At 58.6% G+C, this 26074-nt stretch carries 19 protein-coding genes; 10 read left to right on the forward strand and 9 right to left on the reverse strand.

From position 1 onward, the window contains the following. Positions 1 to 66 precede the first annotated feature (66 nt). From FB593_RS15035 to trxA, 9 genes are all read left to right on the forward strand, one after another. On the forward strand, positions 67 to 468 hold the full coding sequence (locus FB593_RS15035) for a PTS sugar transporter subunit IIA (RefSeq protein ID WP_003516318.1): 402 nt from the start codon (positions 67 to 69) through the stop codon (positions 466 to 468). Positions 469 to 480: 12 nt separating this feature from the next. Then, on the forward strand, positions 481 to 756 hold the full coding sequence (locus FB593_RS15040) for an HPr family phosphocarrier protein (protein WP_003516321.1): 276 nt from the start codon (positions 481 to 483) through the stop codon (positions 754 to 756). A 129-nt stretch (positions 757 to 885) separates the two neighbouring features. Further along, complete coding sequence (gene ahcY / locus FB593_RS15045; RefSeq protein ID WP_003516323.1) at positions 886 to 2286, forward strand: adenosylhomocysteinase; 1401 nt, start codon at positions 886 to 888, stop codon at positions 2284 to 2286. Positions 2287 to 2494: 208 nt separating this feature from the next. Further along, a complete protein-coding gene (locus tag FB593_RS15055) occupies positions 2495 to 5077 on the forward strand; it encodes a sensor histidine kinase (RefSeq protein ID WP_019565934.1) in 2583 nt (860 codons plus the stop codon). After that, positions 5074 to 6579 (forward strand): tRNA (adenosine(37)-N6)-threonylcarbamoyltransferase complex ATPase subunit type 1 TsaE, encoded by a 1506-nt coding sequence (tsaE, locus tag FB593_RS15060; RefSeq protein ID WP_112751829.1) that lies wholly within the window; start codon positions 5074 to 5076, stop codon positions 6577 to 6579. The genes FB593_RS15055 and tsaE overlap by 4 nt, the downstream gene beginning before the upstream one ends. A 23-nt stretch (positions 6580 to 6602) precedes the next feature. Beyond that, positions 6603 to 7340 (forward strand): nucleotidyltransferase family protein, encoded by a 738-nt coding sequence (locus FB593_RS15065; protein ID WP_065660019.1) that lies wholly within the window; start codon positions 6603 to 6605, stop codon positions 7338 to 7340. Continuing rightward, complete coding sequence (gene addB, locus FB593_RS15070; RefSeq protein WP_112751827.1) at positions 7337 to 10522, forward strand: double-strand break repair protein AddB; 3186 nt, start codon at positions 7337 to 7339, stop codon at positions 10520 to 10522. Before FB593_RS15065 ends, addB begins: the two co-directional genes overlap by 4 nt. Next, positions 10512 to 14069 (forward strand): double-strand break repair helicase AddA, encoded by a 3558-nt coding sequence (gene addA / locus FB593_RS15075; RefSeq protein WP_145166724.1) that lies wholly within the window; start codon positions 10512 to 10514, stop codon positions 14067 to 14069. The genes addB and addA overlap by 11 nt, the downstream gene beginning before the upstream one ends. Positions 14070 to 14146: 77 nt before the next feature. Next, positions 14147 to 14467 carry a thioredoxin gene (gene trxA / locus FB593_RS15080; protein WP_003516334.1) on the forward strand — a complete coding sequence of 107 codons (321 nt, stop codon included), beginning with the start codon at positions 14147 to 14149 and terminating at the stop codon, positions 14465 to 14467. Between the two features lie 49 nt (positions 14468 to 14516). On the opposite strand, the gene FB593_RS15085 is transcribed toward trxA, so the two are convergent. From FB593_RS15085 to FB593_RS15120, 8 genes are all read right to left on the reverse strand, one after another. Further along, the gene (locus tag FB593_RS15085) at positions 14517 to 15896 is read right to left on the reverse strand and encodes a bifunctional folylpolyglutamate synthase/dihydrofolate synthase (protein WP_174002930.1); all 1380 of its coding nucleotides are present in this window, start codon (positions 15894 to 15896) and stop codon (positions 14517 to 14519) included. 85 nt (positions 15897 to 15981) lie between these two features. Then, entirely contained in the window at positions 15982 to 16875 is an 894-nt protein-coding gene (accD, locus tag FB593_RS15090) for an acetyl-CoA carboxylase, carboxyltransferase subunit beta (protein WP_013635186.1), read from the reverse strand. 27 nt (positions 16876 to 16902) lie between these two features. After that, positions 16903 to 17742 carry a tryptophan synthase subunit alpha gene (trpA, locus tag FB593_RS15095; protein WP_003516338.1) on the reverse strand — a complete coding sequence of 280 codons (840 nt, stop codon included), beginning with the start codon at positions 17740 to 17742 and terminating at the stop codon, positions 16903 to 16905. A 4-nt stretch (positions 17743 to 17746) separates the two neighbouring features. Continuing rightward, positions 17747 to 18967, reverse strand: a complete 1221-nt coding sequence (trpB, locus tag FB593_RS15100) for a tryptophan synthase subunit beta (protein WP_038489230.1) — start codon at positions 18965 to 18967, stop codon at positions 17747 to 17749. A 1-nt stretch (position 18968) separates the two neighbouring features. Next, positions 18969 to 19631, reverse strand: a complete 663-nt coding sequence (locus FB593_RS15105) for a phosphoribosylanthranilate isomerase (protein WP_145166725.1) — start codon at positions 19629 to 19631, stop codon at positions 18969 to 18971. 102 nt (positions 19632 to 19733) lie between these two features. Continuing rightward, positions 19734 to 20501 (reverse strand): M48 family metallopeptidase, encoded by a 768-nt coding sequence (locus tag FB593_RS15110; RefSeq protein ID WP_013635183.1) that lies wholly within the window; start codon positions 20499 to 20501, stop codon positions 19734 to 19736. A gap of 68 nt (positions 20502 to 20569) precedes the next feature. Next, positions 20570 to 21802, reverse strand: a complete 1233-nt coding sequence (locus FB593_RS15115; protein WP_145166726.1) for a polyhydroxyalkanoate depolymerase — start codon at positions 21800 to 21802, stop codon at positions 20570 to 20572. Between the two features lie 125 nt (positions 21803 to 21927). Continuing rightward, positions 21928 to 22770 carry a fumarylacetoacetate hydrolase family protein gene (locus FB593_RS15120; protein ID WP_145166727.1) on the reverse strand — a complete coding sequence of 281 codons (843 nt, stop codon included), beginning with the start codon at positions 22768 to 22770 and terminating at the stop codon, positions 21928 to 21930. Between the two features lie 127 nt (positions 22771 to 22897). Between FB593_RS15120 and FB593_RS15125 the strand changes: the two genes are divergently transcribed. Beyond that, the gene (locus FB593_RS15125; RefSeq protein ID WP_145166728.1) at positions 22898 to 23500 is read left to right on the forward strand and encodes a nitroreductase family protein; all 603 of its coding nucleotides are present in this window, start codon (positions 22898 to 22900) and stop codon (positions 23498 to 23500) included. Between the two features lie 103 nt (positions 23501 to 23603). Here the strand turns inward: FB593_RS15125 and gyrB are convergent, their stop codons facing one another. Further along, on the reverse strand, positions 23604 to 26039 hold the full coding sequence (gyrB, locus tag FB593_RS15130) for a DNA topoisomerase (ATP-hydrolyzing) subunit B (protein WP_003516345.1): 2436 nt from the start codon (positions 26037 to 26039) through the stop codon (positions 23604 to 23606). Between the last annotated feature and the right edge of the window lie 35 nt (positions 26040 to 26074).

Genomic DNA, 26074 nt, shown 5'->3' on the forward strand with positions numbered 1-26074 from the left:
ACCGATGGACAGGATTGCCGCGTTGCGATAGTCGGCAATGAGAGTGCGTGTGCAAGGGAGCATTTCATGATCGGACTAGTGCTTGTCACCCATGGCAAGCTGGCTGAGGAGTTTCGCCATGCGTTGGAGCATGTCGTCGGTCCCCAGAAATTGATCGAGACGGTTTGTATCGGTCCCGAAGACGACATGGATCAGCGCCGGCAGGATATCATCGACGCCGTTACGCGCGTCAATGATGGAAATGGCGTCATTATTCTGACGGATATGTTCGGTGGTACACCGTCCAATCTCGCCATCTCCGTCATGAACAACGGCAATGTCGAAGTCATCGCCGGGGTCAATCTTCCCATGCTGATAAAACTCGCAGGCGTTCGCAGCGAAGACAACATGGACAAGGCGCTCCAGGACGCATCCGACGCCGGTCGCAAATACATCAACGTCGCCAGCCGCGTTTTAAGCGGCAAATAAGAAGTCAGCCCCATGTCGCCTCACTCCCGGGAATTGCCGATCATCAACAAGCGCGGTCTCCACGCCCGGGCATCTGCGAAATTCGTGCAGATGGTCGAGGGTTTCGACGCGACGATTACGGTGTCGAAGGACGGAATGACCGTTGGCGGCACCTCCATCATGGGTCTGATGATGCTGGCGGCCAGCCCGGGATGCAGTGTCTATGTCGAGGCGAGCGGCAACCAGGCGGAAGAGGCGCTCGCCGCACTTGAGGCACTTGTTGCCGACCGCTTCGGCGAAGAAGCCTGACCCCACCGCCATATAAAGACATAAAGACTTCTTTATATCGTTATTGCCAGATCGTTTTTGGCCTGCTAAACCGCTGCTACGTTTAAAAGCCGGGCCAATAGGCATGGCATTTCTGATCTGGAGAACTTCATGAGCCTTGAGAAGGACTACATCATCGCCGATATCAACCTTGCCGCATTCGGCCGCAAGGAACTGGACATCGCCGAAACCGAAATGCCTGGCCTTATGTCCTGCCGCAAGGAATTCGGCGAGAGCAAGCCCCTGAAGGGCGCACGTATCACCGGTTCTCTTCACATGACGATCCAGACCGGCGTTCTGATCGAGACGCTGAAGGAACTGGGCGCGGACATCCGCTGGGCGTCCTGCAACATTTTCTCGACGCAGGACCATGCGGCAGCAGCCATTGCAGCGGCCGGCATTCCTGTTTTCGCGGTCAAGGGTGAGAGCCTGACGGAATATTGGGAATATACCGACAAGATCTTCCAGTGGACCGATGGCGGCCTCTCCAACATGATCCTCGATGATGGCGGCGATGCCACCATGTACATTCTGCTCGGCGCGCGCGCCGAAGCCGGTGAGGACGTTCTTTCCAACCCCGGTTCGGAAGAAGAGGAAATTCTTTTCGCGCAGATCAACAAGCGCCTCAAGGCTTCCCCCGGCTGGTTCACCAAGCAGCGTGACGCGCTGAAGGGCGTGACGGAAGAAACGACGACAGGCGTTCATCGTCTCTACGATCTTGCCAAGAAGGGCCTCCTGCCCTTCCCGGCCATCAACGTCAACGACAGCGTCACCAAGTCCAAGTTCGACAACAAATACGGCTGCAAGGAATCGCTGGTAGACGGCATTCGCCGCGCAACCGACGTGATGATGGCTGGCAAGGTTGCTGTGGTCTGCGGTTACGGCGATGTCGGCAAGGGTTCCGCCGCCTCGCTGCAGGGCGCTGGCGCCCGCGTGAAGGTCACGGAAATCGACCCGATCTGCGCGCTTCAGGCCGCCATGGACGGTTTCGAGGTCGTTCGCCTGGAAGACGTTGTGTCTTCCGCTGACATCTTCATCACCACCACCGGCAATAAGGACGTCATCCGCATTGAGCACATGCGCGAGATGAAGGACATGGCCATCGTCGGCAATATCGGCCATTTCGACAATGAAATTCAGGTCGCTTCGTTGCGTAACCTCAAGTGGACAAACATCAAGCCACAGGTCGACATGATCGAGTTCCCGAAGGGCAACCGCATCATCCTGCTGTCCGAAGGCCGCCTGCTGAACCTTGGCAATGCCACAGGTCACCCTTCGTTCGTCATGTCGGCGTCGTTCACCAACCAGGTGCTGGGCCAGATCGAGCTTTTCACCAAGCCGGGTGAATACAAGAACGAAGTCTACGTGCTGCCGAAGCACCTCGACGAAAAGGTTGCACGCCTTCATCTCGAGAAGCTTGGCGTGCGCCTGACCGAACTTTCCGACCTTCAGGCTGATTATATCGGCATCTCGAAGCAGGGTCCGTTCAAGGCAGAACACTACAGATATTAATTTCATAGTTAATATCCACTGAAATTACACAATATGTAGATGCCGTGCGCTTGACAAAGCGCACGGCATCTTTTTTGCGCGCTCCCTTTCCGCAGATTTATGAAGACGGTATTGTCATCGAACTTGATTCGGACACGCCAAAGGGCGGCGGGGACGAAATGGGATGTCTTGTCGAAGATGCGGCACATAGGACGGAGACAGACCGGGGATGACGGTTCACAATTCGGATCTGCGCGAGCAGACAGTTCAACGCGTTGAAAACACGCATGCTGGCGTGGCATTGGGCGCGGCCATGGCGCGTTGCCGGCTGGCGATCAGTGCTGTGCGGACAAGCTTTTCGCGGCTTCCCGTCCTGATGTCCGGCACGGTTCTCGCCGGCTCTGCAAATGTGGCGCTGGCGCAGGACGGTCTTGTCGCAAAGACCGGCGCGCGGCTGTTTTCATCCGGAGAAACCATCACCTATTCGCTTTTTGTCGGCATGCTTTCGGCCACGCTGTTTTCCGTCGTCTGGCTGGTGCGCCAACGCGGTAATATCGAGGCGGAGAGCGGTGAATACCGCAAGGCGCTGGCAGAATCCCACCACAAGATCGCGAAATACGAGGCGCTTATCTCCGACAAGAGCCGGCGCATCGTCATCTGGGACGGCGTGGACAAGCGCCCCGAATTCCTGGGGCAACTGCCCGTAGAGACGGGCGCACCGCAGGCGGATCACGATTTTCTGGCCTTCGGGCGCTGGCTGAAGCCATCATCCGCGAGCCAGCTTGAAAAATCCCTCGAAAAACTTCGCAGCCACGCACAGAGTTTCGATCTGACCATCGAGACGCAGCGCGGCGAAGTCATTGAAGTTCAAGGCCGGGTTTCCGGCGGCAATGCCTTCGCGCGGTTCGTCGCCCTCAACAACCTGCGCGCCGAACTGGCCGAATTGCAGGTGGAGCGCGAGCGCCTGATCGCCTCGGTCTCCACGTTTCAGGAACTTCTCGATTCGATCGAACAGCCCGTCTGGCGGCGCAATGGCGAAGGCGAACTCATATGGGTGAACCACGCCTATGCGCACGCTGTGGATGCGCGCGATGCCGAACAGACCATTCAGGAGAAACGCGAGCTTCTGAACACCGTTACCCGGCAGAAGATACGTGCGGCCGCTACTCCGAGTTCCCCCTACCATGATCGCATTTCGACGGTGGTTTCCGGAAACCGTACCTTCTTCGACGTTGTCGATATCAAGACTGCGGGCGGTTCTGCAGGCATCGCCATCGATGCTACCGAAGCGGAAACCACCCGCGAGGAAATGAAACGGGTTCTGAAAAGCCACGCCGAAACGCTGGATCATCTCGCAACGCCCGTCGCCATTTTCGACGGCCGGCAGCGGCTGCAATTCTACAATCAGGCCTTTGCCAGCCTGTGGGGATTCGATCTGGTTTTCCTGGAATCCGGCCCCGATAATTCCGAGCTTCTCGACAGGCTGCGCACCGCCGGCAAATTGCCCGAGCAGCTGAACTGGAAAAACTGGAAAGAGACGGCACTCTCCGTTTACCGCTCTCTCGATACCAAGACCGATCTGTGGCACCTGCCCAACGGCCAGACGTTGCGGGTTATCGCGACCGCCCACCCGCAGGGTGGCGCGACATGGGTCTTCGAGAACCTGACCGAACAGGTCGATCTGCAGATGCGCTACAACACCTTGGTGAAGGTGCAGGGCGAAACCATCGACCATCTGGCCGAAGGTGTCGCCGTGTTTGGTGCGGACGGACGTATTCGCCTTTCCAACCCGGCATTCAGGGCCCTCTGGGGCGTTACCGCCGAGCAGGCGGAAACTGGAACCCACATCCGCGCCGTGGAGGCCGCCTGCACGCAATCCTACGACAAGCCGGATGGCTGGCGCTCTTTCAGCCAGTTCATCACAAGCTTTGACGACGAACGCCCGTCGAGACAGGGAACGCTGGAGCTACTCTCCGGCCTGGTCCTGGACTACGCCATTATTCCGCTGCCGGATGCGCAGACCATGCTGACATTCGTCAACATGACTGACAGCGTGCGGGCCGAGCGGGCGCTCAAGGAAAAGAACGACGCACTGCTCAAGGCCGACGAGCTGAAGAACGATTTCGTACAGCACGTCTCTTATGAGTTGCGCTCGCCGCTGACCAATATCATTGGCTTTACCGATCTCCTGAAGACCCCGGGTATTGGAGAATTGACGGACCGGCAGGCGGAATATCTCGACCATATTTCCACCTCGTCCTCGGTTCTTCTGACCATCGTCAACGACATCCTCGATCTCGCGACCGTCGACGCGGGCATCATGCAGTTGAACTACTCGGAAAACGATCTCAACGAATTGCTCGATGACGTTTCGGTGCAGATTGCCGACCGGCTACAGGAAAGCGGTATTTCGCTCGAGATCGTCGCACCCGCGCATCTCGGCAGTCTGGTGGCGGATCACCAGCGCCTGAAGCAGATCCTCATCAAGCTACTTACCAATGCAATCAATTTTGCGCCGGAAGGGTCTTCCGTTCAGCTTTCATGCCAGCGCAGCGAGGGTGACTTCCTGTTCTCGGTGGCAGACAAGGGACCGGGTATCCCCGAAGACATGCTCAAGGCCGTGTTTGACCGCTTCGAGACGCGCGGCAACGGCGGACGGCGGACCGGCGCTGGCCTTGGCCTTTCTATAGTGGAAAGCTTCGTCAGCCTGCATCACGGCACTGTCAGCATCGACAGCCGGCCCGGCAACGGCACCATCGTCACCTGCCGCATTCCTTCGGGCGTGCACCCGCATTCCATCGCCGCAGAATGAGTGACGATATCCTGCCGATCACCCTTTCCCTCAATGGGGAGAAGGACACCATCCGGTTAGGCGAAGATCTGGCGCTGGCTTTGGGAGCTGGCGATTGCCTCGCGCTGATCGGAGATCTCGGTGCGGGCAAATCCACCCTCGCCCGCGCCTTCATCCGGGCGATGGCGGATGCACCTGATCTTGAAGTTCCAAGCCCCACATTCACGATCATCCAGACCTATCCAACACGTATTCCCGTTGCCCATCTTGATCTGTACCGACTGTCTGACGTCTCGGAACTGGACGAACTCGGCATCGACGAGATGCTGGAAGACGGTATCTGCCTGATCGAGTGGCCTGATATCGCCGCCGAAATCCTCCCGCCAAACCAGACCATCAGCCTGCGGCTGGAACACTCCGGTGACGGGCGTCGGGCTGTAATCGATGCTCCCGCGAAACAGAAAGCACGGCTTGAGCGCGTTTTTGCCATTCGCGATTTTCTTGCGAAAAATGGCAAGGGCGATGCGACCCGCCATTTCCTAAGCGGCGATGCCTCCACGCGGGCCTATGAGACCATTTCCACCGATGGTCCGGACCTTATCGTGATGGACTGGCGACGCCCTTTGAGAGGTGCGATCGTTGCTGACGGCAAGACCTATGCGGAAATCGCCCATCTTGCCCAGGATGCCCGTTCCTTCGTGGCGATCGGCAATTATCTGCGAAATAGCGGCTTTTGCGCGCCTGAAATACTGGCGGCGGATACCGATCAGGGCATTCTCCTCCTGGAGGACCTCGGGCGGGATGGGGTGCTTGCGCCTGATGGAACGCCGATAGAGGAACGTTATCTGCAAAGCGTCGCGTGCCTCGCCGCCCTTCATAAAGCTCCGACACCGCGCAAGCTGCCAGTTGGTGACGGCAGCACCTACGAAGTGCCTCCTTTCGATCGACCGGCGATGAAGATCGAGGTGTCGCTGCTGGTGGAATGGTATTTGCCCCACAAACGCGGCAAATCACTGTCCGATACCGAGAAGCGTGACTATTATGCTCTTTGGGACGGCCTGATAGACGCGCTCAGTGGCTGCGAAAGCGGGCTACTTCTGCGCGATTTCCATTCGCCGAACATTCTCTGGCAAGAGCATAATGCAGACATCCGGCAAGTCGGACTGATCGATTTTCAAGACGCGATGATCGGCCCGACGGCCTACGATCTCGCCTCCATCGTGCAGGATGCGCGGGTTACCATTTCGCCCGAACTGCAGGAACGCCTGCTTTCGCACTATCTCGACATTAGACGAGACGAGCCATCCTTCGATGAGGCGTCCTTTCTCAAGGCTTTCGCCATCATGTCGGCGCAGCGCAACTGCAAACTGGCCGGTATCTGGGTAAGGCTGTTGGAACGCGATGGCAAACCCGGTTATATGAAACATATGCCAAGGACGTTTCGCTATCTTTCCGCAGCGCTTTCGCATCCCGAACTTGCACCGCTCAAAGACTGGTGCGTCCATATGGGCATGGAATTTTAAAGACTGAAAGACGGTTGACCACAATGACGATCAAGAACGCGATGGTGCTGGCCGCCGGGCTCGGCACCCGGATGCGCCCGATCACGGATACGATCCCGAAACCGCTCGTCAAGATCGCCGGCAAACCGATGATCGACTACGCGCTCGACGCCCTTGTCGAGGCCGGCGCCGAGAAGATCGTCGTCAACGTCCATCACCATGCCGATCAGATGATCGCCCATCTTGAAACCCGTACCGACGCCGAAATCCTGATTTCCGACGAGCGGTCGCAGCTGATGAATTCCGGTGGCGGACTTGCCAAGGGCCTGAAACTTCTGGAGCCAGGTCCCGTCTTCGTGATGAATGCCGATCTTTTCTGGATTGGCGAGCAGCTGAATGCCGTCAGCAACCTGCGCAAGCTTGCGCAATTCTTCGATGCGACGCGCATGGATATGGCGATGCTCTGCGTCGATATGGACCGTACCACCGGTCATAACGGCAAGAGGGATTTCAACCTCTCTTCGGATGGTAGACTGGCGCGGTATCGCGACGGGGACACGAACCCGGTGGTTTATGCCGGGGCCATAGCCATGGATTCGCACCTGCTGGACGATGCGCCGGGGGATGCTTTCAACCTGAATATCTATTTCGACAGCGCCATCGAGAAAGACCGGCTTTTCGGGCTTTCACTGGATGGCCACTGGATAACCGTCGGCACTCCCGATGCGATAGACGATGCCGAAAGTATCATCCGGCAATACAGGGAAAAGCGCTCTGCATGACTTTGACCCATCACGCAAAGCGCGTCCTGACGATCGCTGCGGGAACACCGTTCCTCAAAACGCTCGCGGAAACGCTATGTGACGGGACACTGACAGCCGGCTATAAATATGACCCTGCGGATCCGCTTTCGCTTGCCAAGGTGACGATCTATGTTCCGACCCGGCGCTCCGCCCGCGTGCTGCGCTCAGAGTTTGTCGATCTTCTGGGCGGTCGTTCCGCCATTTTGCCACTGATCCGGCCGCTCGGCGAAACCGATGACGACAGCGGCTTCTTCGAGATCGAAAATCCTGAGATCATGGATCTGGCGCCCCCGATTTCCGGCACCGGCCGGCAAATCGAGCTGGCGCGCCTCATTCTGGCATGGCGCAACAGCCTGCCGGACGCCATCAGGGCCATCCATTCGGACTCACCACTTGTCGCCCCCGCCAGCCCTGCCGACGCCATATGGCTGGCGCGCGCGCTTGGCGAAGTGATCGATGCGATGGATACGGAAGAAAAGGAATGGGAGGCGCTCGCGCATCTCGATACCGGCGATCACGCCCAATGGTGGCAGCTGACGGCGGATTTCCTGAAAATCGCCAGCGTGTTCTGGCCCGCCCGTCTTTCCGAACTCAATCGAACTTCCGCAGGCCGACATCGCAACGGCATCCTGAGGGCGGAGGCGAACCGGCTTGCCAACCTGCCGGACACCGGACCGATCATCGTTGCGGGCTCCACGGGCTCAATTCCGGCAGCAGCAGACCTTATCGCCTCTGTCGCCTCCCTGCCCCAGGGCGTCGTCGTGCTTCCGGGCCTCGATCTTACGATGCCGGAGGAACAATGGGAGGCTATTGCCGAGGACCCTACCGATCCTTCAAGCCGCACCCATTCGCAATACGGCCTCCACATGCTGTTGCAGAAGCTTGACATCATGCGAGACGATGTCGTTCAGATTGGCGCTATCGATAGCGATCTTGAAAAACGCGCGGCGGTTTTTTCGGCAGCACTTGCTCCTGCCAAATCCACCAGTGACTGGAACCGCTGGCGTGAGGACAAGCAACCCGGATTTTTCGACGATGCTTTTGCGGCAGCGACCCTGATAGAAGCTGCCAACGAGCGCGAAGAGGCAACCGCAATTGCGGTGGCGCTGCGGCTGGCGCTGGAAGCGCCGGGCGCTGGCCGCCCGTCTCAGGCCGCGCTGATCACGCCCGATCGCGGACTGGCCAGGCGCGTGGCGACGGAATTGCAGCGCTTCGGTATCGAAGCCGACGATTCCGCCGGTACGCCGCTTTCCGCCACGCCGCAGGCCGGACTGACCCAACTCGCACTAGAAGCGATCCTCAGGCCCGGAGATCCGGTGCCGGTCATTTCCCTTCTGAAACATCCGCTCAGCCGTTTCGGGCTTTCGCTGGAGGCTTTTACAAAAGCATCAAAGGCGCTGGAATTGATCGCACTTAGAGGCGGCCGCGTCGAAACCGAAATCGGCAATCTGGAGGCGGTTCTCGATGCGCAACTGGCGGCGCAGCGTGATGACCGGCATCCGCCTGCCTGGAGGCTGGCACTGCCCGAGGGAAGCGTAGACGCCGCGCGCGATCTGGCACGCCGGATCGCCGTTTCGACAGAGCCGCTTGGCAGCGCATTCGTGCGTCGCGACCGCTCGGGCCGGTCTTTCACGGACAAATTGCCGCTTTCCGATTGGGCCGAGCGGACGGGCCGGGTAATCGAAGCCATCTGCGCGGATGACAACAACGATCTTGCCACTCTCTGGTCCGGCGAGGCAGGCGACAAGCTTTCGGGCCTGTTTGGCGAATTGATGGAAAGCGGCGAAATCCTGGATGCGGATGGTCCGCAATGGGCTGATATCTTCGCGGCACTGGTGGCTGGCGAATCGATCAAGCCGCGATCCATGCGCCATCCTCGCATTTTCATTTTCGGTGCCCTTGAGGCACGATTGCAAAGCGTCGACACTGTCGTGATCGGCGGTCTCAATGAAGGGCTTTGGCCGGGCCAGACGGCAAACAACCCGTTTCTGTCCCGCAACATGAAGACAGCCATCGGTCTGGAACCGCCGGAGCGGCGCATCGGCCAGCTGGCGCACGATTTCGAGATGGCGAACGGGACACGGCAGATTTTCTACAGCCGCGCGCTCAGACAGGGCTCGACACCCGCAGTCGCATCGCGCTGGCTGCAACGGTTGCTGGCACTCGGCGGCGAGGATTTTGCCGACCAGCTGAAGAAGCGCGGCGAGACCTATCGCCACTGGGCGGCCCTGATGGATGCAAGCATCGACCAGGAAGCAGCAAAGCGCCCTGCCCCCAAACCGCCGGCAGACTTGCAGCCGAAGAGCTATTCCTTCAGCGAAGTGGGCAGGCTGCGCCGCGACCCCTATTCGATCTATGCGCGGCGTATCCTGAAGCTCAACCCGCTTGATGGCTTCAACCGCGATCCCAATGCCGCCGACCGTGGCACGCTCTATCATGCAATCATCGAGCGCTATTCCCGCGAGGGGCATATTCCCGGCACACCGGCATCGCTCGAGGCCATGCAGCGTATTCTGGATGAAAGTTTCGACGCGGAAGATCTTCCTGCACATGTCGATGTCATCTGGCGCCCGCGATTCGAGGCGGTGGCACGCGCCTTTATCGACTGGGAGAAAGAACGACATCCATCCATCCGCCGCAGCTTTTTCGAGGCGCGTGCCGGACAGGAAATCCCCGAGGCAGGCATAAGGCTGACCGGCATCGCCGACCGCATAGATATCAAGACCGGCGGTCAGGCGGATATTATCGACTACAAAACGGGGCTTGCGCCTTCAGTCAATCAGGCGCGCGCGCTGCTCGACCCGCAGCTCGCGCTGGAAGCGGCAGCACTGATGCGGGGCGCCTTCCGCGAGGCGGGTTCGCAGACACCGGAAAACCTTATCTATGTGCGCCTGCGGCCGGGTGACCGTTTCTTTCCCGACCAGGTGAACAACGAACACTCCAACCGGGGTGGCAAAAAAGCACCGAAATCGGCAATCGAGCTGGCAACCGAATCAATCGATCAGCTGGCCAAGTTCGTGCGTTCGCTGCGTGATGGCGAAAACGGCTTTGCCTCGCGGCTGGTGCCGGAGGAGCAACAATCCTACGGTGGGGAATATGACCACCTCGCCCGCGTTTCGGAATGGTCGACGGCAGAACCGGGAGACGGCGATGATGATTGACCCTATCGATCACGGGCCTGCCACGGACACCCCGCAAAGCTGGATAGACTGGACGAGCGACCGACAGCGGCTCGCCTCCGATCCGGCAAGTTCCGCCTGGGTTTCGGCCAATGCCGGTTCCGGCAAGACCCATGTACTGACCCAGCGCGTCATCCGTCTACTTCTGGCCGGGTGCCGACCCTCCGCAATTCTGTGCCTGACCTATACCAAGGCAGCGGCGTCCGAAATGTCGAGCCGCGTTTTCGACCGTCTGGCGGAATGGGCTACGTTGCCGGATAACGATCTTGGGGATCGCGTCGCTGCCATCGAAGGAAAGATGCCGGATCGCATCAAGCTGGCCGAAGCGCGGCGGCTGTTCGCCAAGGCGCTGGAAACGCCCGGTGGGCTGAAGATCCAGACGATCCACGCCTTCTGCGAAGCCTTGTTGCATCAGTTCCCGCTGGAGGCCAATGTCGCCGGCCACTTCTCCGTCCTTGATGACCGCGCCGCAACAACCCTGCTGGCCGAGGCACGTCGGTCGCTTTTAACGGCGGTTTCGACGGAGGGAGACACCGATCTCGCGCAGTCTCTCGCTTATGTGCTTGATTTGGCGGACGAAAGCGGGCTCGAATCGCTACTCACCGCCATCATCGCCAATCGCAGCGCCCTTCGTGCCTTTTTGATCGATGCAAAACAGGCTGATGGCATCGATGCCCAATTGCGGCAGGCAATGCAGATAGACGCGGGTGAAACCGAAGAAACGGCAGCGGCGGCATTCTGGCCCTTGCCCGGTCTCTCGGGGCTTTCCCTCGATACCTATCTGACGCTTGCCGACGAAGTGGGCGGATCGCGCGTCATAGATGTCGCTTATGCCCTGCGGGAAGCAAAACGGCAGACGGATTCCGTGCGGCGCATGGAATTCATCGAAGCTGCGCTTTTGACAGCCAAGGGCGAAAAAAAATCCGATGCCTATGTCATCAACAAGGGCATGCAGAAATCCGCACCCGATCTCGTCGACGCGCTGACGCTTGCGCGGGACCATGTCGTGGCCTGTCGTAACCGCTATCGTCTGGTGCGAATGCTGGAGGCGACGAAATGCGCGCTTGTTCTGGCTGAGAGACTGATCGGCGATTTCGAGGATCTGAAAAAGCAGCGAAGCCAGCTCGATTTTGAGGATCTGATCGAGCGCGCCGCCAATCTCCTCAACCGCGATACGGCGGGCGCCTGGGTACATTACAAGCTAGATCAGGGTATCGACCATATCCTCGTCGATGAGGCGCAGGATACCAGCCCTGTGCAATGGTCGATCATCCAGTCGCTGGCGGCGGACTTCTTCAGCGGCGAGAGCGCCCGCATGGGGCGGCGCACGCTTTTTGCCGTGGGTGATGAAAAGCAATCGATCTATTCGTTCCAGGGCGCACGACCGGAGCGGTTTTCGCAGGAGCGTGACGAGACCAAAAGGCGTGTCGATTCGGTGGAGCAGGCATTTCACCGCATCCGCCTGCCGCTGTCCTTCCGTTCCACGGAAGATGTGCTGGCCGCCGTCGATCAGGTCTTTTCGGACCCTAAAAATGCCAGCGGCCTCAGCGCCGATAACGAGCCAGTCGAACACCGCTCCAACCGCGCCGGCCACCCCGGCACCGTGGAAGTCTGGGATATGGTGGCGCCGGAAACCGCCGAGGACGAAGAAGACTGGACGGCACCTTTCGATGCACTTCGGGAAAGCGCGCCGGCCACCATCGTTGCCCGCCGGATCGCCGCGCGCATTGCCGGCATGATCGGCAACCAGACAATCATCGAAAAGGGCGTGGAACGCGCTATTGAGCCCGGCGATATTCTTGTGTTGGTCAGAAAACGCCATGCTTTCGTCAATGCGCTGACCCGTGAGCTGAAACGGCGCAAGAACATTCCCGTCGCCGGTGCCGACCGTCTTCGCCTGACCGATCACATCGCCGTGCAGGACCTTCTGGCGCTTGGCCGTTTTGTCGTGCTGCCTGAGGATGACCTTTCTCTAGCCGCGCTGTTGAAAAGCCCGCTTTTCAATCTCTCCGAAGACGATGTTTTCGACGTCGCTGCCACGCGATCCGATACGGAGAGCGTGTGGCAAAGATTGCAGACGCTTTCGAAAGACGAGAACAGCCGCTTCTTCGCAGTCGCCAACAAGCTCAAGAACTTCATCGCGCTTTCGAAAACGGCAACGGTGCATGATTTCTTCGCTGCGGTTCTGACCCTGCATGACGGGCGCAAAAAGTTCCTGGGTCGTCTCGGCAACGAGGCGAGCGATGTCCTGGACGAGTTCCTGTCCTTTGCGCTCGACCATGAAAGGACCGGCTTGCCCGGCCTGCAAGCCTTCCTATCCGTTCTGGAAACGGATTCGCCGGAGGTGAAACGCGAACAGGACAAGGATCGCGGTGAAGTGCGGATCATGACCGTGCACGCCTCCAAGGGTCTAGAAGCGCCGGTTGTTTTTGTGGTCGATGGCGGTTCGAAGGCCTTCAACCACAGCCATGTCCCGAAACTGCGCTTCGTTGAAGCAGACGGGGACGCCTTCCCCGTCTGGCTGCCTGGCAGCGGTTTTTCCAATCATCTCATTCGCGCCGATGAGGAACGCCTGAAGACGGCCGCGGAAGACGAATATCGCCGGCTGCTTTATGTGGCGATGACACGTGCTGCCGATCATCTGGTCGTTTGCGGTTATCGCGGCCAGAAGGAAAATCCCGAATGCTGGCACGCTATCGTCAAGGCAGCACTTGCCGACAATGAAAAGCACTGCCAGCCGCAACAGTTTATGGCCGATGGTGAAGAGTGGCAGGGGCTTGTCTGGCGCAAGTCCGATGCTCGTTCGACCCCCGCTCCGCAAAGGCTGCCTGAACCACAGACGCAAGAAGAATATGCTCTCCCGGCGGGGCTTCTTACCCCCTTGCCCGCCCTGCCATCATTGCCGAGGCCACTCAGCCCTTCCGGCGCGGGCACCATCATTGATGACGGTGCGGACGATCTTGCCGTGCGTTCGCCGCTTTTTGGCGAAAAAGCCAATGTCTCCTCGCTGGCATTGCAACGCGGTCGGTTGGTGCATCGCATGCTGCAGGCCCTACCGGATTTTGCCGAGAGTGAGCGGGAAGAGGCAGCCCGCCGTTATGCCGAACGTGCCGCACGGTTCTGGCCGTCTGCCGAGCGCGAACATCTGATACGGGCGGTTTTGCGGGTTATGTCCGAACCAGCGGTGCAGCCGGCATTTTCGCCCAATAGCCGCGCAGAAGTTTCCATTATGGGGACCATGACGATCGGCAGGCAGCATTATGCGGTTTCCGGCCGTATCGACCGGCTGGCAGTGGATGGCGACCGCGTCATTCTGGTCGATTACAAGACGAACCGAGTTCCGCCGCGCGACGCGCACGAGATACCCTTCTCCCACACGGCACAGCTTGCCATCTATCGCGAAATTCTGTCACCGCTTTATCCCGGCAAGGAATTTGTCTGCGCGCTGATTTATACGGAAAATGCCGCTTTTATGACGGTTGGTGACGATGCCATGATGCAAGCCCTTGCCGCAATAAAGACAAAGTGAGATACCGGGGCATTGAAATTTCGACGCGCCCGCATCACATCGATAGTGGAAAAGATTTACTGAAAGGAGAGCCAGATATGGCTACCGTAAAAGTCGACGCCGCCAACTTCCAGTCCGAAGTCCTCGAATCCTCCGAACCAGTCGTAGTGGATTTCTGGGCCGAATGGTGCGGCCCGTGCAAAATGATCGCGCCGAGCCTCGAAGAAATTTCGTCCGAGCTTGCCGGCAAGGTCAAGGTCGCAAAGCTCAACATCGACGAAAACCCGGAACTGGCTGCCCAGTTCGGCGTTCGCTCCATCCCGACTCTTGCCATCTTCAAGAGCGGCGAAGTGGCTGACATCAAGGTCGGCGCTGCGCCCAAGACAGCGCTTTCGGCCTGGATTTCCGGCGCCGCGTAAGCAATTTTCCATGGAATAAAGAAAAGCCCGGCAGCGATGCCGGGCTTTTTTATTCGGGAGCCGTACCGTTCAATGCAAGCGCGTTTCCGGCAAGATAAAGCGAGCCGCCAATCAGGATGCGCGGCGGCGGCCCTTCGGGATCGAAGCGACGCGATAGCTCGTCCAGCGCCTCGGTCAGCGAAGATGTAGGCGCCGCAACCAGACCGGCATCAAAGGCCGCATGGGCAAGCACGACGGGATCGATTGCGGCATCTGTACCGCCGATTGGAACCGTGAAGACATACTCCGCGATATCGGCGAAAGCCTTGAAATAACCCACCGGATCCTTGGTGTTGATCATGCCGGCAATGATGAACAGCGGGCGCGGTGTCTTTTCTTCAAACCCCGCCATTGCCTCGGCAATGACTTCGCCCGCGCCTGGGTTGTGACCACCATCGATCCAGATTTCCGCATCCTTCGGAGCGATTTCAGCGATTTTTCCGGTTAGGACACGCTGAAGACGGCCGGGCCATTCCACTGTTGTCATGGCCTTTTCGATCATCCGCTCCGTCACCTCAAAACCGGCAGCCTTGACGGCCCGGATCGCGGCAGCGGCATTGGCAAGCTGGTGGCGACCGGGAAGACGTGGCAGCGGCGCGTCGGTCAGGCCGAATTCATCCTGGTAGACCATACGGCCGAATTCTTCATGGGCGGAAAAATCCTGCCCATAGACTGATGCCGGGCAACCAAGACGCTCAGCCGTGGAAACGAGGGTATCCAGCGCCGCATCATACTGCTGATGACCAATGACGACAGGGGAACCCGACTTCATGATGCCGGCCTTTTCAGCGGCAATCAGTTCCACCCGGTCGCCGAGATAGGCCTGATGATCGAGCGATATCGGCATGATAACGGAAACGGCCGGGTTGTTGATCACATTTGTCGCATCGAAGCGCCCACCGAGCCCAACCTCGACCACGGCAGCATCTGCCGGATGCTCCGCGAAGAGCAGAAACATCGCGGCGGTCAGAATTTCGAAAACCGTTATCATCTGGCCGCCGTTGGCAGCTTCGATGCGGCGCAGCGCATCCGCAAAGACGGCATCATCGACATAACGGCCTTTTTCGCCGGAAACGCCGATGCGATAACGTTCATGCCAGTTCACGAGATGCGGAGAGGTGTGAACGTGCACGGAAAGTCCTGCCGCCTCCAGTAATGCGCGGCAAAAGGCCGTAACCGAACCCTTGCCGTTGGTGCCTGCGACATGAATAACCGGCGGCAACCTTTTCTGAGGGCTGCCTAGTTTTTCCAGAAGACGGGAAATTCTGTCCAGTGAAAGATCAAAACCCTTGGGGTGAAGCTGCATCAGCTTTTCGATGATCTGTTCGGCCTCGCCGATTGCGGGCTTCGTCATATCTTCTGTTCGCCTTTCAGGCGTTGTATTGGCCATTTGTCCGCCGCACCCGAGATGAAATCATGCAACGTATAACGTCATCCCGAAGGCGCTTCCCGCCTCCGGGCGACATATTTTTCCGTCAGGCCGAAGCCGCAAGCGGAATGACCGCGTTTGCTTCTGCCGGAGCCTTCGTCATGATCTTGAGAAGGCTTGCCAGCGTATCGGGAATTTCGCGGCGATCGATCACCATATCCACCATGCCATGCTCCAGCAGGTATTCCGATGTCTGGAAACCTTCCGGGAGCTTTTCGCGAATGGTCTGCTCGATCACGCGCTTGCCCGCAAAGCAGATTTCGGCGCCCGGCTCGGCGATATGCACGTCGCCCAGCATGGCGTAGGAAGCAGTGACACCACCCGTCGTCGGGTTCGTCAGAACCACGATGTAGGGCATGCCTGCTTCTTTCAGCATGTTGACAGCAACCGTGGTGCGCGGCAGCTGCATCAGTGACAGAATGCCTTCCTGCATGCGGGCGCCACCGGAGGCCGGGAACATGACCAGCGGGCAACGCTCGGAAATGGCGCGCTCGAACGCCTTGACGATGGCTTCGCCGGCCGCGATGCCGAGAGAACCGCCCATGAACTGGAATTCATGCACAACGGCAACGATCTTCAGGCCTTTCAGGAGGCCAACGCCGGCAAGGATAGTATCTTCCTGCTCGGTCTTCGTGCGGCTGTCGCGCAGACGGTCGGTGTATTTCTTTGAATCGCGGAACTTCAGCGGATCCTGCGCCACCTTCGGCTGCGGCAAGGCCTCATAGACGCCACCATCGAAAAGATCGACGAGACGCGCCTTTGCCGGCATCTTCATGTGGTAACCGGAAGCCGGAATGACCCACTTGTTATCTTCCAGATCCTTGTGGAAGACCATCTCGCCCGTTTCCGGGCACTTGATCCACAGGTTCTCAGGAACCTCCGGGCGGCGGCCAAGCATGGAATTGATCCGGGGCCGTACGTAATTGGTGATCCAGTTCAACTGACTACTCCTGACTGGGCCGCGCGCTTATTCCGCAGCGGCAAGGCGCGACGCACGCACGCCCGTTGAAAGTCCTTTTACCAGCGTCGTGACGGATGGCACGGTATCGGCGGTTGCCTGCCCGTCCTTCGTCAGACTGCCGGCAATCTGGTTGACGATGGCCGAACCGACCACCACGCCATCCGCCACGGCACCGATCGCTTTGGCATGATCGGCCGTCTTGACACCAAAACCGACGCAAACCGGCAGTTCCGTATGCGCCTTGATACGACCGACCGCGCCAGAGATCAACGAGGGATCGGGCAGTGCGGAACCGGTAATACCGTTCATCGATACGTAATAAACGAAACCTGAGGTATTTTTAAGAACGGTCGGCAGGCGCTTGCCATCCGTCGTCGGCGTGGCGAGACGGATGAAATTCACGCCGCGCGCCAAGGCGGGCACGCAGAGCTCATCATCCATTTCAGGCGGCAGATCAACCACGATCAGACCATCGACGCCAGCCGCCAACGCATCGTCAAGAAATTTGTCGACGCCGTAGATGTAGATCGGATTGTAATATCCCATCATCACGATCGGGGTCGCGTCGTCTTCCTTGCGGAACTCGCGGGCGAGATCGAGCGTGGTTTTCAGCGTCTGGCCGCCTTTCAGCGCGCGCTGTCCTGCCAGCTGGATCGCCGGGCCATCCGCCATCGGGTCGGAAAACGGCATGCCGAGCTCGATAACGTCGGCGCCTGCTTCCGGCAGTGCCTTCATGATGCCGAGCGAGGTTTCGAAATCCGGGTCGCCGCCCATGAAATAGGTAATCAGAGCCGGGCGGTTTTCAGCGCGCAGATCGGCAAAGCGCTTGTCCATACGTGCAGTCATGGTCTTACATTTCCATTCCGAGGAACTTGCTGACGGTGTGGACATCCTTGTCCCCACGACCCGAAAGATTCATTAGGATGATCTCATCCTTGCCCATCTTCGGTGCGCGCTTGATGACTTCCGCCAGCGCGTGGCTTGGCTCCAGAGCGGGAATGATGCCTTCGAGGCGGGTCAGCATCTGGAAGGCGTCCAGCGCCTCATGGTCCATGATCGGTACATATTCCACGCGGCCGATATCGTTCAGCCAGGAATGCTCAGGGCCGATGCCGGGATAATCGAGACCTGCGGAGATGGAATGGCCTTCCTTGATCTGGCCATCCGCATCCTGAAGAAGGTAGGTGCGGTTTCCGTGCAGAACCCCCGGCGAACCGGCCGTGATCGAAGCGCAATGCTCCTCACCCGAAAGACCCCTGCCGCCAGCCTCGACGCCGACGATACGGACACTCTTGTCATCAAGGAAAGGATGGAAGATGCCGATGGCATTCGAGCCACCGCCGACAGCCGCAATGACCATATCCGGAAGACGGCCCTCCGCCTCCAGCATCTGTGCCTTTGCTTCCTCACCGATGACGGCCTGGAAATCGCGAACCATTTCCGGATAGGGATGCGGGCCGGCAGCTGTGCCGATCAGGTAATAGGTGTCATCGACATTGGTGACCCAGTCGCGCAGCGCCTCGTTCATGGCATCTTTCAGAGTGCCGTGGCCAGCCGTTACCGGCTTTACCTCAGCGCCCAGAAGCTTCATGCGGAAAACATTCGGCGCCTGACGGGCAACATCCGTCGCGCCCATATAAACGACGCAGGGCAGGCCGAAGCGTGCGGCGACGGTCGCCGAGGCAACGCCGTGCTGGCCGGCGCCGGTTTCGGCAATGATACGGGTCTTGCCCATGCGCTTGGCAAGCAGGATCTGGCCAAGGCAATTGTTGATCTTATGCGAGCCGGTGTGATTCAGCTCTTCGCGCTTGAAATAGATCTTGGCGCCGCCCAGTTCGGCCGTCAGGCGTTCCGCGAAATAAAGCGGGCTCGGGCGGCCGGTGTAATGAGCGCCGAGATATTTGAGTTCTGCCTGAAATTCGGGATCGGTCTTTGCCTTGTCCCACTCCGCCTGCAAATCCAGAATAAGCGGCATCAGCGTTTCGGCAACGAAGCGGCCTCCGTAAATGCCAAAACGGCCGTCCTCATCGGGACCGGCGCGGAAAGAATTGGGTGTTGGCGCGTCGTTCACTTCAAGCTCCCTTTGGGCCTTTCGACCAATCATTCACCACATCGAAGAATGCATCAATCATCGCAAGATCCTTGACGCCCGGCGCGCTCTCCACACCGGACGACAAATCCAGTCCGCCAGCTCCGGTTTCGGCCAGAGCCTCCGCGACATTGTCCTTGTTCAATCCCCCGGAAAGCATGTAATCGATACTTCCGTCAAGAGAGCGCAGGATGGTCCAGTCGAAGGTTACTCCGTTGCCGCCCGGCAAATCGGAACCCGCAGGCGCCTTGGCATCCAGCAGGAAACGGTCGGCTATGCCTATATAGGGATCAATCTTGGCAAGATCAGCGGCGTCGCGAACGGAAAGCGCCTTCATTACCGGAAGGCCGTAGAGTGCTTTGATGTTCAGCACCCTCTCCGGGCTTTCACTGCCGTGCAATTGCAGAATATCCGGTCTCAGCAGATCAACGATCTCATCCAGATCATCATTTTCGGCATTGACGGTAACGGCGACCACCTTTGCGGCGCCACGGGCGGCTTCCGCCAGCCTGCCGGCGATATCGGGCTCGATGTTGCGGGGGCTCTTTTCAAAGAAAATAAAGCCGACATGGGAGGCGCCGCGCCTGACGGCACGCTCCAGCGCTTCCGGTGTCTTCAATCCGCAAATCTTGATATCCGGTTTCATACCCGCGACCTGACACGAAATGCGACAAGAGTCGAGCCAAATCGCACCCGTTTTCCATGGAATGTTTCACGTGAATCCAGATGGCGATGCACGTCTCCACTTTCAATCAAAATCGATGGCGTGGAGTTTAGAGCCGTGACGTTTCAGCCATTCCTTGGCTTCCTGCGTATGCGGGCAGAGTTTTTCGCACAGGGCCCAGAATTTCGGGCCGTGGTTCATTTCCCGCAGATGCGCAACCTCGTGGGCTGCGAGATAATCGATGACCTTTTCCGGAGCCATGACGATACGCCACGAGAAACTCAGATTTCCATCATGGGAACACGAACCCCAGCGGCTGCGGGTGTCCTTCATGCTGATGGATCGCACAGGCTTTCCGGCCGCGCTCGCGTGAACCGCAACAAGCCTCTCCAGATCAGCCTTCGCTTCCTTTTTCAAAAACATGGCCACCCGTCTGCGCAGGTGTTCGGGCGCTCCACTGACTTTCAATACCGCCGTGCCGTCCTCGTCTTTGGAGATGTGAGTCAGGCCACGCAGGCTGCCAGTGTGATGGATACGATGGGATACGCCGCGAATATCAACCGACGCACCATGACGCAAACCGTCATCTGGGGTGATTTTCGAAAGCTTGCCTTCAATCCAGCCCTGATGCCTTTCGAGAAAATCATCCACCTGGCCATGGTGAAGCCCCATCGGGATCGTCAGCTTCAGAGCCCGGCCGCCGGGTTCGATGCGCAAGGTGATGCGCGTGGCGCGCGGGTTTTCCTTCACCGTAATGGGCACATGACGGCCAGCCACCTCGACGGTGCGCTGGCTGGGCGCTACCTTTTTCGGCGCCGGCGACTTCACGGATTTTCTGAGGAACGAAAACATGGACTGTTCATAGCCGATTCGACACCGGCTTGGCCACGCAAATGCGCGGCATCGCCTGGCTTCCAGCGCTAGACAGTCTGGTTCTTGCGGATGAATTCCACCATGCGCGGCACAATCTCCTTGCGGAAACGCGACCCGTTGAAAACGCCGTAGTGACCGACGTCGGGCTGCATGTAGTGCGCACGCTTTTCATCGGGGATGTTCCGGCAAAGATCGTGCGCGGCTTTGGTCTGGCCCACACCGGAAATATCGTCGTTTTCGCCTTCCACGGTGAACAGCGCGACGTTACGAATGGCAGCGGGATCGACGGCCCTGCCCCTATGCTGCATGTTTCCCTTGGGAAGCGCGTGTTCGATGAAGACGGTTTCCACCGTCTGCAGGTAGAACTCCGCCGTCAAATCCATCACGGCCAGATATTCATCGTAAAAATCGCGATGCTTCTCAGCGGAATCGCCGTCGTTCTTGACGAGGTTCAGGTAGAAATCCTTGTGTGCCGTCATGTGCTTGTCGAGGTTCATGGACATGAAGCCGGATAATTGCAGGAAGCCGGGATAGACATTCCGGCCAAAAGCCGGCTGCGGCCACGGTACCTGCATGACGACATTGTCGCGGAACCATTCGATTGGCTTGGCCGTGGCCAGACCGTTGACGGCTGTGGGATTGATGCGCGTATCGATCGGACCGCCCATCAGCGTCATGGATGCAGGCGCGAAACCGTCACCATCGGCTTCCATCAGGGACACTGCGGCCAGAACCGGAACCGAGGGCTGACAAACAGCGACCACATGGGCGCCGGGCCCGATCTCGCGCAGCATATCGATGACGTAGCTGATGTAATCGTCGAGATCGAATGTCCCTTCGGTGACTGGCACCATGCGGGCATCGATCCAATCGGTGATATAGATATCCGCCGATGGCAGCAGCGCCTCGACCGTTCCCCGCAGCAATGTGGCGTAGTGGCCTGACATAGGCGCCACCAGCAGCACCTTCGGATATGGTTTGCGGGCCGCATCGAGTTCTTTTTTGAAATGAACGAGATTACAGAAGGGACGCGACCAGATGATCTCTTCAGTGACGGCAACGGTCCGGTCATCGACGGTGGTAGTCGCCAAACCGAACTCCGGCTTGATGTAACGGCGCGTCAGGCGCTCGAATACCTCAAAGCCTGCATCGAGGCTTCGCCCGAAGGCGGTGCTGGAAAGCGGGTTCAAAGGATTGCTGCATGCCTGGCGCATCATATCGGCACCGGCGCGCAGTGGCGCCATCGCCGCATGGTTCATTTCATAGAGGTGGTAGAACACTGATTACGCCTCCTCGCGGATCAAGCTCTTTTTTTGACCATAGCAGCTTTTCGCAACTGCACAAAATCGAAGGCGCCGGTGGTTTCCCTCCGGCGCCTCAATTTCAGTTGAACGTTTGTTGATAATCAGATGTCGGCAACGAAGGTCTGTTTCTGGGAACCGAGGCCTTCAATGCCGAGTTCAACGACATCGCCCGTCTTGAGGTAACGCGGGGGCTTCTGGCCCATGCCGACGCCCGGAGGCGTGCCGGTGGAAATGACGTCGCCGGGATGGAGAGACATGAACTGGCTGAGATAGGAAACGACATGCGCGACGCCGTAAACCATGGTCTTGCTGGAGCCGTCCTGCATTGTCTGGCCGTTGACCTTCAGCCACATTCCGAGGTTCTGCGGATCGGTGATTTCGTCCTTCGTGACCAGCCAGGGGCCGATCGGACCGAAGGTGTCGCAGGATTTACCCTTGGTCCACTGTCCGGCACGCTCCGTCTGGAAAGACCGCTCAGAAACATCGTGCGAAACGCAATAACCGGCGACGTAGTCGAGAGCATCGGCCTCAGATACATATTTCGCGGTCTTGCCGATGACGACGCCGAGTTCGACTTCCCAGTCGGTCTTCTCAGAACCGCGCGGAATGACAACATCGTCGTTCGGACCGACGATTGCCGAGGTCGCCTTCATGAAAATGACCGGTTCCGGCGGTACGGTCGCACCGGTTTCAGCGGCGTGGTCAGAGAAATTGAGGCCGATGCAGATGAATTTTCCGGTTCCGGCAACACAAGCGCCAATGCGCTCTTCGGAGATCACGGGAAGAGTGCCGAGGTCGATGGCGGCAATCTTCTTCAGGCCTTCCGGAGAAATGGCTTCACCGCCGATGTCTTTGACATGAGCAGACAGATCGCGGACTTTTCCTTCCGCGTCGAGGATCGCAGGTTTTTCTTGGCCAGGCTGGCCAACGCGCATCAATTTCATGGAACTCTCTCCCGGTTGTCAGACAAGGTGATGCATATATGAACGATACATTCATACTTGTCACCCCTTGACTGCTTCGACTTTCGAAAAATACCTTTTCCCTCCCGACAATCAAAAGGACACGCCCGTGACAAACAGCAATTCCCGGCAATCCGAATATGCCGTCGATCCACTCTTCCTCGATCGCTGGTCTCCACGCGCATTCGATGGAGATGCGATGCCAAACGAGCATCTGCTGACCATTCTCGATGCTGCGCATTGGGCGCCATCGGCATCCAACCAGCAACCGTGGCGGTTTGTCTACGCGCACAAGGATAGCGAGGATTGGCCGCTCTTCGTGGAACTGCTGATGGAAGGAAACCAGCGCTGGGCAAAAAATGCCTCGGTGCTACTCTTCGTCCTTTCCCGCGACCACAATATTTCACGAGAGGGTGAGAAAAAGCCTTCAGCGACCCATTCCTTCGATGCCGGTGCGGCATGGTTTTCACTTGCCATGCAGGCGCATCTGCTCGGTTACCACGCCCATGGCATGGCAGGCATATTTAAAGACCAGATCGTGGAAAAGCTTGATGTTCCGGATGGATATAAGGTGGAGGCCGCAGTTGCCATCGGCACATTGACCGACAAGGCTGTTCTTCCTGACGATCTGGCAGAACGGGAAGTGCCCAGCAAGCGCCTCCCCCTTTCGGACGTAGCTTTCAAGGGGCGGTTCACCGGCAAGGCCGATTGATATCCGACAACACAGATGACAAAAGGCCCGGCGGAAATTGACCGCCGGGCCTTTCGTTAAAGTTTCGTTTCACGTGAATCGTCACGCGAGACGTCCCACAGGATTAAATGTCGAGATTGGCAACGCTGAGCGCATTTTCCTGAATGAAGTCGCGGCGCGGTTCCACCTCATCACCCATCAGGCGCGAAAACAGGCCGTCGGCATCCGTCGCATCGTTGACCTTGACCTGCAGCAGCGAACGCACATTGGCGTCGAGTGTGGTTTCCCACAGCTGCTCGGCGTTCATTTCACCGAGACCCTTGTAACGCTGCATGGAAAGGCCCTTGCGGCCGGCGGCAAAAATAGCATCCAGAAGCGCACGCGGTCCGGCCAGTTCCATAGTGCCGTCCTTGCGTTGCAGAACCGGCGGAGTGACGTAAATATCGCGCGTGCGGGCCGCGAGCTGATCGATATGACGGGCATCGACCGAACCGATCAGGCCCATATCGAGCGTCGAGATTTCCTTGACACCGCGTACCATGCGCTCGAAGCGCAAGCCGCCATCTTCCAGCACCATGCCGGACCAGCCGCGTTCGGTTTCTTCCGCGATCATGTCCAGACGCCGGGCCACTTCGGCAACGGTTTCCTGGGCACGGGCAGCATCGGCCGAAAGCTCGGGGTTCAGGGCGCCGGCAATGGCGGCCTGTTCCACGATGGAGCGACTGTAGCGGGAATGCAGACCGTCGATCAGCGTGCGCATGCGCACCGCATCGAGAATGACCTCACGAAGGTCAGCGCCGATGCGTACTTCGCCGGAGCCGAGCGTCAGCGACGTATCCTCGATGCCCATCGAGATCAGATATTCTTCCAGCGCCTTCTCATCCTTGAGGTACTGCACGGATTTGCCGCGCGTCACCTTATAAAGCGGCGGCTGGGCGATATAGAGATGGCCACGCTCGATCAGTTCCGGCATCTGGCGGAAGAAAAAGGTCAACAGCAGGGTACGAATGTGGGCGCCGTCGACGTCAGCATCCGTCATGATGATGATCTTGTGGTAGCGCAGCTTGTCTGCGTTGAATTCGTCCTTGCCGATCGACGTGCCGAGCGCGGTGATCAGCGTGCCGATTTCCTGGCTGGACAGCATCTTGTCGAAACGGGCGCGCTCAACGTTCAGGATCTTGCCGCGTAGTGGCAGGATGGCCTGCGTTTCGCGCGAGCGGCCCTGCTTGGCCGAACCGCCTGCGGAGTCACCCTCGACGAGGAAGAGTTCGGATTTCGCCGGATCGCGTTCGGAGCAATCGGCGAGCTTGCCGGGCAGAGAGGCGATATCGAGCGCACCCTTGCGGCGCGTCAGTTCGCGCGCCTTGCGGGCGGCTTCACGGGCAATGGCCGCTTCCACCACCTTGCCGACAAGAATCTTGGCGTCGGACGGATGTTCCTCGAGCCAGGTGGACAGGGCCTCATTGACGAGACTTTCCACGACAGGGCGCACTTCAGACGAAACGAGCTTGTCCTTCGTCTGCGAAGAAAACTTGGGGTCGGGAACCTTGACGGAAAGAATTGCCGTCAGTCCTTCGCGGCAGTCCTCACCCTGCAAGCTGACCTTTTCCCTTTTCATGATGCCGGAAGTCTCGGCATAGGATGTCATCTGACGCGTGAGCGCCGCGCGGAAGCCAGCCATATGGGTGCCGCCGTCGCGCTGCGGAATGTTGTTGGTGAAGCAGAGCACATTTTCGTGGTAGCTGTCGTTCCACCAGAGCGCGACCTCAACCGTGATGCCGTCCTTTTCGCCATGAATGGCCACCGGCTTGTCTACCAGCGGTTTCTTGGCACGGTCGAGATAACGCACGAAGGCTTCAAGACCGCCATCGTAGAGCAACTCTTCCTGCTTGATATCAGAATGACGCTTGTCGGTGAGCACGATACGAACGCCGGAATTCAAAAACGCCAGTTCGCGCAGGCGATGCTCCAGCGTACCAAAATCATAATCCGTCATGGTGAAGGTGTCGGGGCTCGCCAGGAAGGTGACTTCCGTGCCGGAGCGGCCTTCATATTCGCCAATGACCGAGAGCGGAGCATCGGCAACCCCATGGGTGAAGCCGATTTCGTGCAGCTTACCATTGCGGCGGATTCTGAGCTTCAGCCAAACCGAGAGCGCATTTACGACCGAAACGCCCACGCCATGCAGACCGCCGGAAACCTTGTAGGAGTTCTGGTCGAATTTTCCGCCCGCATGAAGCTGGGTCATGATGACTTCCGCGGCGGAAACGCCTTCGGAAGAATGGATATCAGTCGGAATGCCGCGTCCGTTGTCCGTTACCGTCACCGAACCATCGGCGTTGAGCGTCACCGTCACCAGATCGGCATGACCCGCAAGCGCCTCGTCGATGGCGTTGTCAACCACCTCGTAGACCATGTGATGCAGACCGGAGCCGTCATCGGTATCGCCGATATACATGCCGGGCCGTTTGCGCACAGCATCAAGACCCTTCAGGACCTTGATCGAATCGGCTCCGTATTCAGTGTTGGCGCCGACTTCGCTTGACGATGTTTCGGTCATAAGTACTCTTTCCAAAATTTCCTGGCCAAGTTTTC

Origin of the sequence: Rhizobium sp. SJZ105, assembly GCF_007828365.1 — a bacterium.
In the GTDB taxonomy this organism is placed as follows: domain Bacteria; phylum Pseudomonadota; class Alphaproteobacteria; order Rhizobiales; family Rhizobiaceae; genus Agrobacterium; species Agrobacterium tumefaciens.

Excerpts from the sequence above, each read along its gene's own strand:
- FB593_RS15120 (WP_145166727.1), bottom strand. The coding sequence starts at position 22,770 with ATGAAATTGATGCGCGTTGGCCAGCCTGGCCAAGAAAAACCTGCGATC.
- FB593_RS15085 (WP_174002930.1), bottom strand. The coding sequence starts at position 15,896 with ATGGCCAATACAACGCCTGAAAGGCGAACAGAAGATATGACGAAGCCC.
- ahcY (WP_003516323.1), top strand. The coding sequence starts at position 886 with ATGAGCCTTGAGAAGGACTACATCATCGCCGATATCAACCTTGCCGCA.
- gyrB (WP_003516345.1), bottom strand. The coding sequence starts at position 26,039 with ATGACCGAAACATCGTCAAGCGAAGTCGGCGCCAACACTGAATACGGA.
- FB593_RS15105 (WP_145166725.1), bottom strand. The coding sequence starts at position 19,631 with ATGAAACCGGATATCAAGATTTGCGGATTGAAGACACCGGAAGCGCTG.
- FB593_RS15035 (WP_003516318.1), top strand. The coding sequence starts at position 67 with ATGATCGGACTAGTGCTTGTCACCCATGGCAAGCTGGCTGAGGAGTTT.
- trxA (WP_003516334.1), top strand. The coding sequence starts at position 14,147 with ATGGCTACCGTAAAAGTCGACGCCGCCAACTTCCAGTCCGAAGTCCTC.
- FB593_RS15055 (WP_019565934.1), top strand. The coding sequence starts at position 2,495 with ATGACGGTTCACAATTCGGATCTGCGCGAGCAGACAGTTCAACGCGTT.
- FB593_RS15065 (WP_065660019.1), top strand. The coding sequence starts at position 6,603 with ATGACGATCAAGAACGCGATGGTGCTGGCCGCCGGGCTCGGCACCCGG.
- addA (WP_145166724.1), top strand. The coding sequence starts at position 10,512 with ATGATGATTGACCCTATCGATCACGGGCCTGCCACGGACACCCCGCAA.
- FB593_RS15040 (WP_003516321.1), top strand. The coding sequence starts at position 481 with ATGTCGCCTCACTCCCGGGAATTGCCGATCATCAACAAGCGCGGTCTC.
- tsaE (WP_112751829.1), top strand. The coding sequence starts at position 5,074 with ATGAGTGACGATATCCTGCCGATCACCCTTTCCCTCAATGGGGAGAAG.
- FB593_RS15110 (WP_013635183.1), bottom strand. The coding sequence starts at position 20,501 with ATGTTTTCGTTCCTCAGAAAATCCGTGAAGTCGCCGGCGCCGAAAAAG.
- trpA (WP_003516338.1), bottom strand. The coding sequence starts at position 17,742 with ATGACTGCACGTATGGACAAGCGCTTTGCCGATCTGCGCGCTGAAAAC.
- addB (WP_112751827.1), top strand. The coding sequence starts at position 7,337 with ATGACTTTGACCCATCACGCAAAGCGCGTCCTGACGATCGCTGCGGGA.